The sequence below is a fragment of the Shewanella eurypsychrophilus genome, from assembly GCF_007004545.3.
GTDB lineage: Bacteria > Pseudomonadota > Gammaproteobacteria > Enterobacterales > Shewanellaceae > Shewanella > Shewanella eurypsychrophilus.
The window spans coordinates 4,233,507-4,250,404 of sequence record NZ_CP045503.2 but is presented as its reverse complement, the minus strand read 5'-3'; the positions used below and the strand labels follow the sequence as shown (position 1 = coordinate 4,250,404).

The 16,898-nt window shown below is 44.9% G+C and carries 15 protein-coding genes; 11 read left to right on the top strand and 4 right to left on the bottom strand.

The genetic code is table 11. The features are described from left to right. Positions 1-72: 72 nt before the first annotated feature. A complete protein-coding gene (locus FM038_RS18160) occupies positions 73-1,101 on the top strand; it encodes a DUF2955 domain-containing protein (RefSeq protein WP_142874710.1) in 1,029 nt (342 codons plus the stop codon). A 142-nt stretch (positions 1,102-1,243) separates the two neighbouring features. On the opposite strand, the gene FM038_RS18155 is transcribed toward FM038_RS18160, so the two are convergent. Continuing rightward, positions 1,244-1,708: a GNAT family N-acetyltransferase gene (locus FM038_RS18155; protein WP_223292896.1), complete on the bottom strand. Its 465-nt coding sequence runs from the start codon at positions 1,706-1,708 to the stop codon at positions 1,244-1,246. A gap of 323 nt (positions 1,709-2,031) precedes the next feature. On the opposite strand from FM038_RS18155, the gene FM038_RS18150 reads away from it, so the two are divergent. Both FM038_RS18150 and FM038_RS18145 read left to right on the top strand, forming a co-directional pair. Further along, positions 2,032-3,150 (top strand): efflux RND transporter periplasmic adaptor subunit, encoded by a 1,119-nt coding sequence (locus FM038_RS18150; RefSeq protein WP_142874709.1) that lies wholly within the window; start codon positions 2,032-2,034, stop codon positions 3,148-3,150. Continuing rightward, positions 3,150-6,257: a multidrug efflux RND transporter permease subunit gene (locus FM038_RS18145; RefSeq protein WP_142874708.1), complete on the top strand. Its 3,108-nt coding sequence runs from the start codon at positions 3,150-3,152 to the stop codon at positions 6,255-6,257. Before FM038_RS18150 ends, FM038_RS18145 begins: the two co-directional genes overlap by 1 nt. Positions 6,258-6,311: 54 nt before the next feature. Here the strand turns inward: FM038_RS18145 and FM038_RS18140 are convergent, their stop codons facing one another. Then, positions 6,312-6,725 carry a GlcG/HbpS family heme-binding protein gene (locus tag FM038_RS18140; protein WP_142874707.1) on the bottom strand — a complete coding sequence of 138 codons (414 nt, stop codon included), beginning with the start codon at positions 6,723-6,725 and terminating at the stop codon, positions 6,312-6,314. Positions 6,726-6,906: 181 nt separating this feature from the next. Between FM038_RS18140 and FM038_RS18135 the strand changes: the two genes are divergently transcribed. Further along, entirely contained in the window at positions 6,907-7,293 is a 387-nt protein-coding gene (locus tag FM038_RS18135) for an MmcQ/YjbR family DNA-binding protein (protein WP_142874706.1), read from the top strand. A gap of 54 nt (positions 7,294-7,347) precedes the next feature. Here the strand turns inward: FM038_RS18135 and FM038_RS18130 are convergent, their stop codons facing one another. Both FM038_RS18130 and ettA read right to left on the bottom strand, forming a co-directional pair. Further along, entirely contained in the window at positions 7,348-8,544 is a 1,197-nt protein-coding gene (locus tag FM038_RS18130; protein WP_223292895.1) for a metallophosphoesterase, read from the bottom strand. A 228-nt stretch (positions 8,545-8,772) separates the two neighbouring features. Then, the gene (gene ettA / locus FM038_RS18125) at positions 8,773-10,437 is read right to left on the bottom strand and encodes an energy-dependent translational throttle protein EttA (RefSeq protein WP_142874705.1); all 1,665 of its coding nucleotides are present in this window, start codon (positions 10,435-10,437) and stop codon (positions 8,773-8,775) included. A 435-nt stretch (positions 10,438-10,872) separates the two neighbouring features. On the opposite strand from ettA, the gene glyA reads away from it, so the two are divergent. The 7 genes from glyA (at position 10,873) to nusB (ending at position 16,831) form a co-directional block, all read left to right on the top strand. Beyond that, positions 10,873-12,129 carry a serine hydroxymethyltransferase gene (gene glyA / locus FM038_RS18120; RefSeq protein ID WP_142874704.1) on the top strand — a complete coding sequence of 419 codons (1,257 nt, stop codon included), beginning with the start codon at positions 10,873-10,875 and terminating at the stop codon, positions 12,127-12,129. Between the two features lie 148 nt (positions 12,130-12,277). After that, positions 12,278-12,727, top strand: coding sequence for a transcriptional regulator NrdR (gene nrdR / locus FM038_RS18115; protein ID WP_142874703.1), 450 nt, complete (start codon positions 12,278-12,280; stop codon positions 12,725-12,727). A 55-nt stretch (positions 12,728-12,782) separates the two neighbouring features. Beyond that, positions 12,783-13,925, top strand: coding sequence for a bifunctional diaminohydroxyphosphoribosylaminopyrimidine deaminase/5-amino-6-(5-phosphoribosylamino)uracil reductase RibD (gene ribD, locus FM038_RS18110; RefSeq protein ID WP_142874702.1), 1,143 nt, complete (start codon positions 12,783-12,785; stop codon positions 13,923-13,925). A 3-nt stretch (positions 13,926-13,928) separates the two neighbouring features. Continuing rightward, positions 13,929-14,591: a riboflavin synthase gene (locus FM038_RS18105; protein WP_142874701.1), complete on the top strand. Its 663-nt coding sequence runs from the start codon at positions 13,929-13,931 to the stop codon at positions 14,589-14,591. 116 nt (positions 14,592-14,707) lie between these two features. Beyond that, positions 14,708-15,811, top strand: a complete 1,104-nt coding sequence (ribBA, locus tag FM038_RS18100; RefSeq protein WP_142874700.1) for a bifunctional 3,4-dihydroxy-2-butanone-4-phosphate synthase/GTP cyclohydrolase II — start codon at positions 14,708-14,710, stop codon at positions 15,809-15,811. A gap of 124 nt (positions 15,812-15,935) precedes the next feature. Next, positions 15,936-16,418, top strand: a complete 483-nt coding sequence (ribH, locus tag FM038_RS18095; protein WP_142874699.1) for a 6,7-dimethyl-8-ribityllumazine synthase — start codon at positions 15,936-15,938, stop codon at positions 16,416-16,418. Positions 16,419-16,426: 8 nt separating this feature from the next. Next, on the top strand, positions 16,427-16,831 hold the full coding sequence (gene nusB / locus FM038_RS18090; RefSeq protein WP_142874698.1) for a transcription antitermination factor NusB: 405 nt from the start codon (positions 16,427-16,429) through the stop codon (positions 16,829-16,831). The last annotated feature ends 67 nt before the right edge of the window (positions 16,832-16,898 follow it).

Below are 16,898 nucleotides of genomic sequence, written 5' to 3'. Positions count from 1 at the left end.
CATTTAATTCTGCAGAAATGAGTAACAAGTTAACTAGGATGTCACCATCAGAAAGTTTCTTGAGGAGGTAAAATGAAGCCGCTAAGGATCTGGTTCGCCTGTGTGCTGGGTGTGACTATAAGTACACTCCTCGGGTGGTCGAATGCCATGTTTATGGCCTTGCTCCCCGTGTTTGTCTTGGTGAGTCTGAATCGTTGGAATACAGGCTTGTTTGTGCAGTTGATATTGGGCACCTTCTGGGTGAGTGTTCAGGTAAGCCTAATCATAGGGTTCTTGCAACCTTATCCAATTATCATGCTGATTGCAGTGGGTATTATGCTACTTTTCAAGTGCTTTGCCATGCATCATAAATCGACCTATATATTCGGTTATGTGGGTCTACTTATAGGCTCGATTTTGCTTAATTTCGGTAGCTACCAAGCATTCGATTTAGACAATTTCATTGTAGGGATCTGGGTTGCCGCCTTAATGGCCTTACCAATCTGTGCTCTGGCTTTTTATTGTTTTCCTGAACCGATAGGAGAACAAGTCGCAATGAGTGTGCAAGGGCAAGATAAAGAGCCTAAGGCCATATTGGAACAAACTGCTCTGGGCTGGTTGGTTGCGATGGCTGCGTTTGTCATTTTTCAGGTGGCTAATTTGAATGATTCACTTTCGGCTCAAGCGAGCATTTTAGTCATATTGGCACCTATGACGTTAGCTGGCTCCATGATGGCGGCAAAAATCCGCATCATAGGCACAGTGGCAGGCTGCATGGCTGCTATGGCCATTCAATTCATTCTCTATGATATGTTCGATAACCCTATTCTCTATCTCGTGTCTTATGCCATCGCAGCCGGGATCTTCTGTCGCTGGTTGGCTAAGGACCCTGTATGGGCGGGGATCGGCTTCTCTGCGATCTCGGCGCTGACAATCCCTTTGACGAATAATATGGTGCCGGGACAGCAAGACGCATTCTTCGCTATTCTTTACCGAGCGAGCTCAATTTTGGTTGCAGTCATTGCCACCTCTATGATGATCTGGTTGGGTTATAGGCTGCTCAAGTCGATGCCTTGGCTGTTCAGCTTACCAAGACAAGTGTCAATCGAAGAGAAAGATTAAATTACCGATCCTTTACCTGGATGTAGCCAACCTTGGTTGCAGTGATCGCCAGCTAAATGATGATCTGGTTGGGTTATAGGCTGCTCAAGTCGATGCCTTGGTTGTTCAGCTTACCAAGACAAGAGCAACCGCAGGAGAAAGATTAAACTATCGATTCTTTACCTTGATAGCCCATCACGACTAACTCTTTACCTTGACGGGTGTATTTTTCATAGAGCTGGGCAATGTCATTTGGTGCTTGAATGTCATTGCTAAAATTGTGCTTTCGATAAAACTCAACAAGGTGAGGCAATGCAAACAGATATGTTTTATTCGATATCAGTTTATCTGCAATGCCACGCATCAGTTGGTGACCTAGGCCTTTCCCTCTTTGCTCCGGGCATACGAGCATACCTATCAGTAAGCTAAATTCACCGACGGGTCTAAGCCTTATGCCTGCAACTATTTGCTCTAGTTCAATAGAAGATTCAGGGGAGGAAGTGTGTCTATCGTCGTTTATCAACAAAGCTATGTGCTCTTTATGGCTGATGCGCGCATAAGGCATGAAGCGTTTATAAAAGCCAAAAACGGCATGACGCTGTGTTTTCTCGACCCAGATTAGTTTCAATATTCCCTCTTTGTTGTGATTCAGCTCTGAGGAGATTATTCAAGAAGCGGGTGTAAGATTCAACTGGATCTGCTTGTTTCTTTACTAAAGCCGCTGTCAGAGAGTTTGTATCTAACGGGTTGTGATTTGTTGATGTTCGCGCTCAATGGTTGCGGCTTGGTATTCAGGATGTTACGCAAGGGTTTCTAGTCATGCTCTGTTACAAGATACTATTCGATAAAGCCTAATCATTTGCGTTGCTTTACACTGCTTTACCCTACAAAGGATGATTTTTCTTTAAAATAACAGCCATTCTCCATGCTGGTAATATAAGAAATTCATCAATGAAAAAAAGTCTGCTATTGATCCCTTTGCTTGCTGTGATAGCTATTGCTTCATTCAGTAGTTTTACTCAGGCGAAAAAGCCAGGTGATAAATCAGATCGTGCGCCTCGTGTAGTGCCTGTGGTGACTGGTGTTGTCGATCAGCATCTGCTATCTCAAACTATCTCCTTAATTGGTAAGCTTGAATCTGATAAATCAGTGTATATCTCCCCTGAAGTCACTGGAAAAGTTAAAGCCATAAAGGTCACGGCCAATCAAGAGATCAAAGCGGGTCAATTGTTAATTGAACTTGAAGATGCTAAAGCGCAGGCGAGTGTCTCTGAGGCTAATGCCTACCTAAATGATGAGAAGCGTAAATTACGAGAGTATCTGAAGCTAATTGATCGTAATGCGATCACTCAAACAGAAATAGATGCCCAGAAAGCCAGCGTAGATATCGCTAAGGCTAGACTTGAATTAGTACAAGCCGATCTTGATTATCACTATATTAAGGCGCCATTTTCAGGCACTGCAGGCTTACTGGATTTTAGTCGTGGAACTATGGTTACCGCTGGCAGTGAGCTGTTTACCCTCGATGATCTTTCCTCTATGAGGGTCGATCTGCAGGTGCCTGAGAACTACCTCTCTATGTTGAGTGTCGGTATGTTGGTAACAGCAACAAACAGAGCCTGGCCAGAGGATACCTTTACTGGCCATGTCGTGGCTATCGACCCTAGAATTAATCAGGAGACCCTGAACCTTAAGGTGCGAGTTAGCTTTGATAACTCAGAACATAGCGCAGATCATAAGTTGAAACCAGGTATGCTGATGTCTGCAACCTTGAGTTTCCCTGCTGTCTCTGAGCCCGTTATCCCTGTTCAAGCCATTGAGTACTCCGGTACTAAACGGTTTGTCTATGTGGTCAGTGAAGATAAGCTTGCCAAGCGAACCGAAGTGTTCTTAGGGGCGCGGATTCAGGATGAAGTGATGATCACATCAGGCCTGGCAATCGGCGATCGTATTGTTGTACAAGGCTTAGTGAATATGCGTGATGGCTTAAGAGTGGATGATCTTTCTATTAAAGGTGGAGCAAGAACTGCTGGGCAAGTATCAAGTGATGCTAAGGGAGACAGAATTTAATGCTGATCTCAGATATCTCGGTTAAACGCCCGGTTGTTGCGATTGTTTTAAGTCTGCTTTTATGTGTCTTTGGTGCGGTTTCCTTCTCGAAGCTTGCAGTACGAGAGATGCCAGATGTAGAAAACCCAGTGGTGACTGTGATGACTACCTACGAGGGGGCTTCGGCTACCATCATGGAAAGTCAGATAACCACAGCGCTAGAGGATGAGCTGACAGGCATCAGTGGTATCGATGAGATAAGCTCAGTGACTCGAAACGGCATGTCACGTATCACTATCACCTTCGATCTCGACTGGGACCTTACCGAAGGGGTCAGCGATGTGCGTGATGCGGTTGCAAGAGCGCAGCGGCGCCTTCCCGATGAAGCCAATGATCCTATTGTCTCTAAAGATAATGGCTCGGGTGAGCCCTCTGTCTATATCAACCTGAGTTCCTCTGTGATGGATAGAACTCAGTTAACTGACTATGCGCAGCGAGTATTAGAAGACAGATTTAGCCTGATCACCGGAGTAAGTTCGGTCAGTATATCTGGTGGCCTATATAAGGTGATGTATGTGCAGCTCAAACCTGAGCTGATGGCGGGTCGCAATGTGACCACTGCCGATATTATTGCCAGCTTAAAAACCGAAAATGTAGAGACACCAGGTGGTGAAGTAAGAAATGACACCACAGTCATGACAGTGCGTACAGCCCGACTTTACAACAATCCTGAAGATTTTGATTACTTAGTGGTTCGCACTGCCAGCGATGGTACACCTGTGTATCTTAAAGATGTGGCATCGGTGTTTGTTGGCGCCGAGAACGAGAACTCGACCTTTAAGAGTGACGGCGTACCAAACCTAAGTTTAGGAATTATTGCGCAATCCGATGCAAATCCTCTCGAAGTCGCCAAGGCGGCGCATATCGAAGTCGAACGCATTCAGCAGTTTTTACCTGAAGGCACGCAGCTGGTGGTGGATTATGACTCGACGGTTTTCATCGACCGCTCGATAACCGAAGTCTATAACACCTTGTTTATCACTGGCGGCTTAGTCGTGTTGGTGCTGTACATTTTTATTGGTCAGGCGAGGGCGACGCTGATCCCGGCAGTCACTGTGCCTGTATCTTTGATTTCGGCTTTTATCGCAGCTAACTTTTTTGGTTTCTCGATTAACCTGCTCACCTTGATGGCGCTGATCCTCTCCATCGGCCTAGTGGTGGATGATGCCATTGTGGTGGTGGAGAATATCTTCCATCATATCGAGAAGGGAGAGCCACCTTTATTGGCTGCCTATAAAGGCACGCGAGAAGTGGGCTTTGCAGTTGTAGCGACAACAGCCGTACTGGTAATGGTCTTTCTGCCTATCTCATTTATGGAGGGCATGGTGGGCCGGTTATTTACCGAGTTCTCGGTTATGTTAGCAATGTCGGTAATATTCTCATCGATTGTCGCTTTGACATTAACACCAGTACTTGGCAGTAAAATTCTCAAGGCTAACGTTAAGCCGAATCGTTTTAATCTCTGGATAGAGAGTGGTTTTAGTAAACTTGAACGCGCTTATCGCAAGGCTGTGGCTAAAGCGATTCAATTTAGATTTGCCGCACCTGTGGTGATTATCTTATGTATTGTTGGTAGTGGCGTCTTGATGCAAAACGTGCCATCACAACTTGCTCCACAGGAAGACAGAGGGGTGATATTTGCCTTTGTTAAGGGGGCTGAGGGCACCAGTTATAACCGCATGACAGCCAATATGGATATTGTTGAAGACAAGCTTATGCCGCTGTTAGGTCAAGGTGTGATCAAGTCCTTCAGTATTCAAGCCCCTGCATTTGGTGGACGAGCCGGTGATCAGACTGGCTTTGTGATCATGCAGCTTGAAGATTGGGAAGATAGGGATGTTAATGCTCAACAAGCGCTAGGCATAGTGGCCAAAGCGCTACAGGGGATCCCTGATGTAATGGTGCGCCCTATGCTACCGGGGTTCAGAGGACAGTCGAGTGAACCGGTACAGTTTGTGATTGGTGGCTCTGACTATAAAGAGCTATTTAAATGGGCAGAGATCCTTCAGGAAGAATCGATTCATAGCCCAATACTTGAAGGCGCCGATCTCGATTATGCTGAGACCACGCCAGAACTTGTTGTAAGTGTCGACAGGCAGCGTGCAGCAGAGCTAGGGATCAGTGTTGCTGAGGTCTCCGAAACCCTTGAGGTGATGCTGGGTGGCCGCAGTGAAACCACCTATGTAGATCGCGGTGAAGAGTATGATGTTTATTTGCGAGGTGATGAGAATAGCTTCAATAGCATGGCGGATTTGAGTCAAATTTATATGCGCTCAGCTAAAGGTGAATTGATCACCTTAGATTCTATCACCCATATTGAAGAGGTGGCTTCAGCTCATAAGCTGAGTCATAACAATAAACAGAAGTCGATAACACTAAAAGCCAATTTAGGTGCGGGTTATACCTTAGGTGAGGCGTTAGATTTTCTCGATGCTAAAGCGATTGAGATCTTGCCGAGCGATATTTCTGTTAGCTATACCGGTGAGTCGAAAGATTTTAAAGAGAACCAGAGTAGTGTGCTCATCGTATTTGGCTTAGCGCTGTTAGTGGCATATTTGGTTTTAGCCGCTCAGTTTGAAAGCTTTATCAATCCTATGGTGGTGATGTTTACTGTGCCTATGGGGGTATTTGGCGGTTTCCTTGGTTTGTTCCTGACGGGGCAAGGGCTGAATATCTATAGCCAAATTGGCATGATAATGCTTATCGGTATGGTGACCAAGAATGGCATCTTGATTGTCGAGTTTGCCAATCAGCTTAGGGACAAGGGGCTGGAGATAGAGCAGGCGATTATCGATGCATCAGCGCGTCGTTTACGTCCTATCTTGATGACAGCCTTTACCACCTTGATTGGCGCTGTGCCGTTAATCATGTCAACGGGAGCTGGTTCTGAGAGTCGTATTGCCGTGGGGACCGTGGTTTTCTTTGGTATGGCATTTGCCACGTTTGTGACACTTCTGGTTATTCCAGCCATGTATAGACTGATATCAGGCGCAACACATTCGCCTGGATTTGTTGAGGCGCAGCTTAATGAGGCTTTAGAGGCTCAGAAGTCAATTTTAGTTAAGTAATGCCTATAGACGAAGCAAGTCATTCAATCATGGAATGACTTGCTAGTCACTTATTCAAAGTCGAAGTGCCGCCTTGGCGATAGACAGATCATTCTCAATCGTGCTGCCTGAAACCCCAATAGCCCCTATACAGACTTTCTCCACATTTTCATTCTCACTAAAGGTGATGGGTAACCCACCTGCGAAAGTGATTAATCCTCCATTTGACGATTCTATGCCAAACAGTGGCTGACCAGGAAGGGAGCGCTCGCCTAACTCATGGGTTGGTTTTTGAAATAACGCTGCTGTGTATGCTTTCTTGATAGCAATATCGATTGCACCGACTAGTGCCCCATCCATCCGTTGAAAGGCGATGAGGTGACCTGCTGTATCAACAATCGCTATGTTCACGGTTACATTGAGTGTGTGAGCTTGTGCTATGGCGAACTCAATCATTTTTTCGGTATCTGAAAGTTGTAGTTGGGTCATGAGTATCTTTTTCAATATGTTTTACTCTATATTGCTCTTGGAGTTAGCTAGCATATTGCCAACCGAAGCATGAATATAGTGAAACAAATTCATTGAAAATAGTGTGCATTGAATACCTATTGTGGGTTTCGGTTGCTGCAATGCGAGTTAAACAGCTTCAATAAATTAGGGAGAGTTTTAGATGGAATTTGAAACGGCTAAACAGTACTTATTAACTAAACCTCATACGTTAGTAGACTTTCCTTTTGGCGCCGATGTCTATGTGTTCAAGGTGAAGAACAAAATGTTCGCAACCTTGGCGATAGGTAAGATGGGAAAAGGGGATGAGGAGGGTAATAAGCATTGGTGGATGAACCTCAAGTGTGACCCTGATGAAGCCGCTATTTTACGGGATATTTTTCCTTCGGTGATCCCTGGTTATCACATGAACAAGGCGCTGTGGAATACTATTATTCTCGATGGCTCAATCCCATCAGGTGAGATTGAGCGCATGATAGATAATTCATTTCAGCTGGTGGTGGCTAAGATGACTAAGAAAATGCAGGCTTCAATATTACTTCATCTTTAACTCTGGGCTGGAGAGTATGAGCCTGCATTTTACAATCTCATTGGATTAAATTGACTATAGAGCCACGCGGCTCCCATCGTATAGGCCACGGGTTAATGTGTTTTTGCCTTCATTTGGGATAATTAACAACAGCTCGCCGGATTTGCCATTCTTGATGCTGGAGTCGACCGCTAAGACCTTGTTGTTAAACAGGCCTAAAACCTGAGTTTGTGAGGTGTGGCCGACAACGATATGTTTGACATCGAAATAAGCTAAAACCCTGTCGATTTCACTCTCGTTATAATCATCTTCGAAATAGCCTCTGAACCAAGTCGGACCGTTGCCCAAAAACAGAAAGTTGAGCAGCTCATCACTCTTCAGCTCAGGCTTACTCTTATCAATATTAGCGCGGTAAACTTGATTGGCTTTATCGAGAGTCAGCTCTCTGTCGACCCATTCAGCACTGATCCCGCCATGGAGAAACAGACTTGTGTTGATTTTAACTATGGTGTGCTTGCTGCGCAGCCATTGACCAATCTCGCTGCTATCGTCATAAAGCTCATCGTAGCTGCGTTCTAGTAATTTCTCGGCAGTTTTATAGCGCTCATTGACATAACGTAAGTCACCACGCATCACCATCTGTTCATGGTTGCCCATTAACAGGTGAAGCTTGCCGCCGGCATCTTGGGCTTGTTTATCTAGCTTGTACATAAACCAGAGCACTTCGTTGACCTGATGGCCACGATCGAACATATCACCTGTCATGACCATATGACCGTTATCGAAGGCCCAATTATTGTGCTCATCGATAATATTCTGGTTTTTAAGCAGGGTGATTAACACATCAAATTGGCCATGGACATCACTGAGAGCGACGATTTTGCTGACACCAGTATAAGTGTTAGCAGCAATCTCTTTAGCTTTTGGGTTGAGTGTGGGCTCAGGTAACTTACCACAGTGGTTTGGTCGACTCAGTTGGCTGTCATGAACGGGGGTGGCTAATAACTCGTTGGCACATACCCAATATGCTTGTTGTGTCGTTTCATTTTCAGCTTGATTGAACAGGTAAGGACCATCGAAGATGATATCTCGTTTTATTTCATTTAGTGATTCAGATAGAGGCTCACTTGCTGATACAGAGAGTGTATGACAGCCAAGCAGTAGAGTCAGGGCTATTATGTTTAAGGTTTTTTTCAATTGAAGCTCACTTTTAGTCGCGGTGGATTCTTGATTAACATCGTATCCCTTCTCATTTTTACTGCTCGGCAACATGGTAGCATCATCTTTAACATTGCATCTATGGATGAAGTGAGAAGAGATATAGAATAGAGATAAAAACGAGATAACTGCTTTGTAATTGAACAGTTTATAGCGTGATAAAGTGGTGTATATGCTTCATCCAGTACAGCTCTAAGTGGGTGTGCTATATACTAAAAAGCCCGCTAAATTGACCAAATCAATTAGCGGGCTTTAGGACTCTTTACTTAGCGCTTACAGCTATTAGCTCATACGCTTATACTTAAGACGATGGGGCTCAACCACGTCAGTCCCCATGGTTTCTTTCAGCCAAGTCGAGTATTCGGTGTAGTTACCTTCGTAGAAGTTCACCTGACCTTCGTCGCGATAATCTAAGATATGGGTGGCGACGCGATCGAGGAACCAGCGGTCGTGAGAGATGACCATGGCACAACCTGGGAACTCGAGGATAGCCTCCTCCAGTGCACGAAGGGTCTCTACATCGAGATCGTTGGTGGGCTCATCGAGTAGCAAGACGTTGCCGCCAGACTGGATAAGCTTCGCCAAATGAACTCGGTTACGTTCACCACCAGATAGGGTACCGATGATCTTTTGCTGATCGCCGCCGCGGAAGTTGAAACGGCCTACATAGGCGCGACTCGGGATCTCTGTGTTGTTGATGCGCATGATATCTTGGCCGCCGGAGATCTCTTGCCATACGGTTTTTTTATCATCCATGGAGTCACGGAACTGGTCTACCGACGCCAGTTGCACACTCTCACCAATTTCGACTGTGCCGCTATCTGGTTGCTCTTCGCCAGAGATCATTTTAAATAGGGTCGATTTACCGGCACCGTTGGCACCGATAATGCCGACTATGGCCCCTTTGGGCACAGAGAAACTCAGGTTATCTATGAGTACTCGGTCGCCATAGGACTTGGTCAGGTTTTTCACTTCGATGACCTTGTCGCCTAAACGTGGTCCAGGTGGAATGAACAGCTCATTGGTCTCGTTACGTTTTTGGTAATCGTTGGTATTAAGCTCCTCGAAACGTGCCATTCGCGCTTTGCCTTTAGACTGGCGTCCCTTAGCACCTTGGCGCACCCACTCAAGCTCTTTTTGAATGGTTTTTTGACGTGCGCTTTGGGTCGCTGACTCTTGGGTGAGACGAGCATCTTTTTGCTCAAGCCAAGAGGAGTAGTTACCCTCCCATGGGATGCCTTCACCACGGTCAAGTTCTAAAATCCAACCCGCGGCGTTATCGAGGAAGTATCGATCGTGGGTGATGGCCACAACGGTGCCTGCATAATCCTGTAAGAACCGCTCAAGCCAGGCTACAGATTCTGCATCCAAGTGGTTGGTTGGCTCATCAAGCAGTAGCATGTCAGGCTTTTCTAACAGAAGACGACAGATAGCCACACGGCGGCGTTCACCACCGGATAGCACTTCAATTTTAGTATCCCAGTCAGGAAGGCGTAGCGCATTTGCTGCCCTCTCTAAGATGTTATCCAGATTATGGGCATCTTGTGAAGCGATAATGGCTTCCAGTTGGCCTTGTTCTTTTGCCAAGGCATCAAAGTCAGCATCTGGCTCAGCGTACAGGGCATAAACTTCATCTAGACGAGTTAATGCATTTTTTGCTTCAGATACGGCTTCTTCTACCGCTTCACGTACCGTTTGAGATTCATCAAGTTTTGGTTCCTGTGGCAGGTAACCAATTTTCAGATCTTGCATCGGACGTGCTTCACCCTCAATCTCGGTGTCGATGCCGGCCATGATGCGCAGTAGGGTCGATTTACCCGAGCCATTTAGGCCTAAAACACCAATTTTTGCACCAGGGAAGAAACTGAGGGAGATATCTTTAAGAATTTGCTTTTTCGGCGGGACAATCTTGCCGACTCTAAGCATGCTGTATACGAATTGAGCCATGGAAAATTCACTGAGTGACTAAACAATGGCGTAATTCTACGCGAAAGCTAAGCGAACTTAAATCGGTTATTAGCAAGTTAGGTCTAACTCATTTAAGCCCTGATGCTATGTTTGTGTATTAGGATTCAATAGTCTGAATTTACTTGTGAAGTATCACCTGATAATGACTGGGACTAGAGACTGATTTATCAAGAAACTTCCTTGTCTTATCGTGATTTTTTAGCCATCTGCAAAGCGTCATATATTGAGTTGTCGTCAACCAACCCGATAAAAACACGCAAACTTAGACAATCAAGTGGGTTTCTTCGCTAATGTATGAATAATCCTCATGGTAAAAAGCAAGTAATTTCATGCTGTAAATGCTGGGATTGTGATCAATAGCAGAGTAGAATACCGCGCAACCCTACCTATAAGAAATAACAGCTGGAGTCACTAATGCTGAAAAAAGATATGAATATTGCGGACTTCGATCCACAACTGTTTCAAGCGATTGAAGATGAAACTCGCCGCCAAGAAGAGCATATCGAACTTATTGCTTCAGAAAACTACACTAGTCCACGTGTACTTGAAGCTCAAGGTTCTCAGCTAACGAATAAGTATGCTGAAGGTTACCCTGGTAAGCGTTACTACGGTGGCTGTGAGCATGTAGATATCGCAGAAGAACTTGCGATTTCTCGTGCTAAAGAATTATTTGGTGCGACATATGCGAACGTGCAGCCACACTCTGGTTCACAAGCAAACGCTGCGGTGTTCATGGCGCTACTTCAAGGCGGCGATACTGTACTTGGTATGAGCTTGGCACATGGTGGACACCTGACTCACGGTTCACATGTCAGCTTCTCAGGTAAGCTATATAACGCTGTTCAATACGGTATCGACGAGACAACAGGTAAGATTGATTACGCTGAAGTTGAACGTCTTGCTGTTGAGCATAAGCCAAAGATGGTCATTGCAGGTTTCAGTGCATATTCTGGCATCATCGATTGGGGCAAGTTCCGTGAAATCGCTGATAAAGTTGGCGCATATCTGTTTGTTGATATGGCACACGTTGCCGGTCTTGTGGCAGCGGGTATCTACCCGAACCCACTTCCACATGCGCACGTTGTTACGACAACCACTCATAAGACATTAGCGGGCCCTCGTGGTGGTCTTATTTTGTCTGCTATCGATGACGAAGCTATCTACAAAAAGCTGAATTCTGCAGTATTTCCTGGCGGTCAAGGTGGTCCTTTAATGCACGTTATCGCTGCTAAAGCGGTTGCATTTAAAGAAGCTCTAGAGCCGGAATTCAAAACATACCAAGAGCAAGTTGTTGTTAATGCTAAGGTTATGGCTAAAACATTCATCGAGCGCGGCTACGATGTTGTTTCTGGTGGTACCGATAACCATCTATTTTTGCTTGATCTAATTAGCAAAGATATGACGGGTAAAGATGCTGATGCAGCCCTTGGTCTTGCTAACATCACAGTGAACAAAAACTCAGTACCTAACGACCCACGCTCACCATTTGTGACTTCAGGCCTACGTATCGGCTCTCCTGCTATCACACGTCGTGGTTTCAAAGAGGAACAGTCTGTAGAACTGACAAACTGGATGTGTGATGTACTGGACGATATCAGTAACAAAGGCACTATCGAGCGCGTTAAGAAACAAGTGCTTGAGCTATGTGCTAAGTTTCCAGTTTACGGATAAGCTTATGGTTAACCTTTAAGGTTAATTCAGGTAAACTTCAATGGCCGCTACTTAGCGGCCATTTTTATTTCTGATTAGCGAATAGAGTATATATACTAATGTATACTCGCTAATCTTATTTCCCTTCTTTTTACTCCTTGGAGGCTCGATGCATTGCCCATTTTGCAGCGCAACAGATACTAAAGTGATCGATTCACGTTTGGTGGCAGATGGCCATCAGGTTAGGCGTCGTCGAGAATGCGCCGAGTGTCATGAACGGTTTACCACCTTCGAAGGGGCTGAACTGGTCATGCCAAGAGTGGTTAAGCAAGACGGTAGTCGTCAGCCATTTGATGAAGAAAAGCTTAGAGGTGGCATGCTCAGAGCGGTAGAGAAACGCCCGGTTTCCATGGATCAAATTGAGCAGGCCCTGACTAAAATTAAGTCTACCCTTAGAGGCACGGGTGAACGAGAAATCAAGTCGGAGATGATCGGTAATCTAATGATGGATCATCTCATTAATTTAGATAAAGTGGCCTATATCCGTTTCGCCTCTGTGTACCGTGCATTCGAAGATGTGTCTGAATTTGGTGATGCGATAGCTAAATTGCAAAAGTAATTAAGCTAGGCATTTTTATTGAAATTAGTTTTAATCATATTTGGTCAGTCAAGCTATGTGGTCGATAAAAGATACTGAATGTATGAGCCGTGCAATTAAGCTTGCACGTAAAGGTTTATATACCACTCGTCCTAACCCTTGCGTTGGTTGTGTTGTTACTCGTGATGATAAAATCATCGGCGAAGGCTTTCACATTAAAGCCGGTGGTCCACACGCCGAGGTACATGCATTAGCCATGGCGGTTGAGCATGTTGGTGGTACTGACAAACTTAGCAATACAACAGCCTATGTGACTCTTGAGCCCTGTAGTCACTATGGCCGCACGCCTCCTTGTGCGGAAGCATTAATTAAGCATGGCATAACTCGGGTTGTCGTTGCGGTAGAAGATCCCAATCCACAGGTTTCTGGTCGCGGAATAAAAATGCTCCGCGAAGCGGGCATACAAGTGGACGTTGGCTTACTCAAAGAGGAAGCGAGTCAGATTAACCCAGGCTTTATGAAGCGCATGCAAAGCTCACTGCCTTGGGTGACGGTTAAAATGGCCGCAAGCTTAGATGGTAAAACAGCCCTGAGTAATGGTGTGTCAAAATGGATCACAGGTCCTGAATCTCGCCGAGATGTACAACGTCTACGTGCGCGACATTGTGCCTTAGTGACAGGGGTTGAAACGGTGTTAATCGACGATCCCTCACTCAATGTTCGCCATGACGAACTGGGTTATCTAGCCGATGAGTTAGGCTGTGATGAATTGCATCAACCACTGCGGGTTATTCTGGACAGTAAGGCTAGATTGACGTCTACAGCCAAACTTTTTTCTATTGAGAGCCCAATCTTATTAGTATCTTGTCTTGATTACTCACTTGCTGAGCAAGATCTATGGCCTGAGTATGTTTCACATATCCGCTTAGATTCAGACGCTAACGGAAGAGTGGCGCTAGCAGAACTTTTTGCGTATTTAGGCCAGAGCTGTAATGCTGTACTTATTGAAGCAGGAGCTACGCTGGCTGGAAGCGTGATCACAGAAAAGTACGCCGATGAAATGATACTCTATCAGGCAATGAAGATATTAGGTTCTGCAGGGCGGAATTTGATCAGCTTGCCTGATTATTCGACTATGGCGGCGATTCCGTCTATTGAATTAATTGATGAACGTAAGTTGGGTGATGACACCCGCTTGACGTTAAAAATAAGGTCATAATCCATGTTTACTGGGATCATAGAATCTGTCGGTACCCTGAGAAAAATCCAGCGACTCGGTGATGATATTCGTCTCACTGTTGCCAGTCACAAATTAGACCTGTCAGATGTTCGTCTTGGTGACAGTATTGCAACAAATGGTGTTTGCTTAACGGTTGTAGAATGTCTTTGTGATGGTTATGTGGCAGATATTTCAGCCGAAACTGTCGGGTTAACTGGTTTTGCTCACTATCAAGTGGGGACTAAAGTGAATCTTGAAAAGGCAGTAACACCGACAACACGTCTTGGTGGTCACATGGTTAGTGGCCATGTTGATGGTGTCGCAAGTGTTGTTGACAGGCAGTTTCGTGGCAAAGCTATCGAGTTTTGGTTAACTGCACCAGTAGAACTCGCTAAATATATTGCTCATAAAGGCTCAATTACCATAGATGGTGTTAGCTTGACTGTGAATGATGTACAAGATAATCGCTTCCGCTTAACCATTGTGCCGCATACTGCGGGTGAAACGACATTAGAGAGCCTCAAAGCCGGTGACAAAGTGAATATTGAAGTGGATCTTATTGCGCGTCATCTAGAACGCTTAATGACCTATTCAAATAAAGAACCGTCACAGCCAGAGTCTAATGTGACCATGGATCTGTTAGCTCGCTCAGGTTTTTTACGTTAGTGACTGGCAATATTTGTAAATAGAAGATTAAATCAATAAATAATTAATCAATTATCGACTCAGGAGATATTTCACCAGAGTCAGATACTCGAAACAATAAAATTTAAGGCCTTACAATGTCGTTACACAGTATAGAAGAGATCATCGAAGATATTCGTCTCGGTAAAATGGTTATCTTGATGGACGATGAAGATCGTGAAAATGAAGGTGATTTGATCATGGCAGCAGACATGGTCACGCCAGAAGCCGTTAACTTTATGGCGACTTTTGGTCGCGGCCTGATCTGTCAGACATTGACAAAGCAGCGCTGTGAGCAGCTGAGCCTACCTTTGATGGTGACTAACAATAACGCTCAGTTTTCAACTAACTTTACGGTTTCTATTGAGGCGGCTGAAGGTGTTACAACCGGGATCTCTGCGCAAGATAGAGCTGTAACAGTTAAAGCTGCGGTCGCTAAAGGTGCCAAGCCAAGTGATATCGTACAACCTGGCCATATATTTCCTCTGATGGCTCAGGAAGGTGGGGTGTTAATACGTGCAGGTCATACTGAAGCGGGTTGTGATTTAGCCAGACTTGCAGGTTTTGAAGCATCATCTGTGATTGTTGAGATCCTCAATGATGATGGCACCATGGCTCGTCGTCCAGATCTTGAAATTTTCGCAGAGAAACATGGTCTTAAGATGGGTACTATTGCCGATCTTATCGAGTATCGCAATACCAAAGAGACCAATGTTGTTCGTGAAGCACAATGTAAACTACCCACGCGTTTTGGTACCTTCGATATGTTGACCTTTAGGGATACTATCGATAATCAGCTTCATTTTGTATTGATTAATGGTGAAGTGAAAGAAGATGTGCTGGTACGGGTACATCTGCAAAATACATTCAATGATTTGTTACATTCAGAACGTGATCAGAAGCGCAGTTGGCCATTAGAAAAGGCGATGCAGCGAATTGCCGATGAAGGCGGTGTCTTAGTCTTACTCGGTAACCAAGAGCATAGCAGTGATATTCTTGCAAAAGTGAAAGCATTTGAGTTAGAAGATAGTGGTCAAGCACCAACAACGGCAAAGTGGCAAGGTACATCTCGTCAGGTGGGCGTAGGTTCACAGATCTTAGCCGATGTCGGAGTGACTAAGATGCGTTTACTTAGTTCGCCAAAGCGTTATCATTCACTTTCCGGTTTTGGATTGGAAGTCACTGATTATATAGCCGAATAGATAAATCATTATTTAAAACAAACAAATTCTTGTTATTTGCATGGGGATCAACGTTAGGGGCTGTGATATCATACCGCCTCTTCCGAGCCCGTGCCGGTAAAATCAGCTAATTTAGGTAAGATAAATGAACATAGTTCAAGGTAATATCGAGTCGAAAAACGCCAAGATTGCTATCGTAGTTTCACGCTTCAACAGTTTTGTTGTTGAAAGCTTGCTAAACGGTGCGGTTGATACACTTAAACGTTTCGGTCAAGTCGCTGATGATAACATCACAGTTGTACGTGTACCTGGAGCGGTTGAGCTTCCAATAGCAGCACGTCGTGTTGCTGCTAGTGGTAAGTTTGACGGGATTATTGCATTGGGTGCAGTGATTCGTGGTGGAACACCACACTTTGATTTTGTTGCAGGTGAATGTAATAAAGGACTTTCTCAAATTGCCCTTGAGTTTGATATTCCTGTTGCATTTGGTGTGTTAACGACAGATACCATAGAGCAAGCTATTGAACGCTCTGGGACTAAAGCAGGTAATAAGGGCGGCGAAGCTGCACTTGGTCTGCTTGAAACAGTTAACGTCCTGCAAGAACTAGAACAGCATTTGCAAGATTAGGAACAAAGATGAAACCTTCAGAGCGCCGCAAGGCCCGCCGTTTAGCCGTTCAAGCCATATACTCTTGGCAGTTAAGCGGAAATAATGTTGCCGATGTGGAGCATGAATTTCTTACAGAGCAAAAAATCGATGGTATCGATGTTGCGTACTTTCGTGAGTTACTCACAGGTACAGCAACTAAATCAGCTCAACTTGATGAGCTGATTATTCCACATATAGAGCGTCCATTTGACGAAGTGTCTCCTATTGAGAAAGCGGTGTTAAGACTTGCTACTTATGAGCTGACTTTCCGAAAAGATGTGCCCTATAAAGTGGCTATCAATGAAGCCATTGAGCTTGCTAAGACTTATGGCGCAGAAGATGGCCATAAGTTTGTCAATGGTATTCTCGACAAGATTGTCGGTCGTAAGTAATACAGAAAACGGCATCTTAGGATGCCATTTTTTTTGCTTTGAAAATGCGATTCATCATTGAGCACAC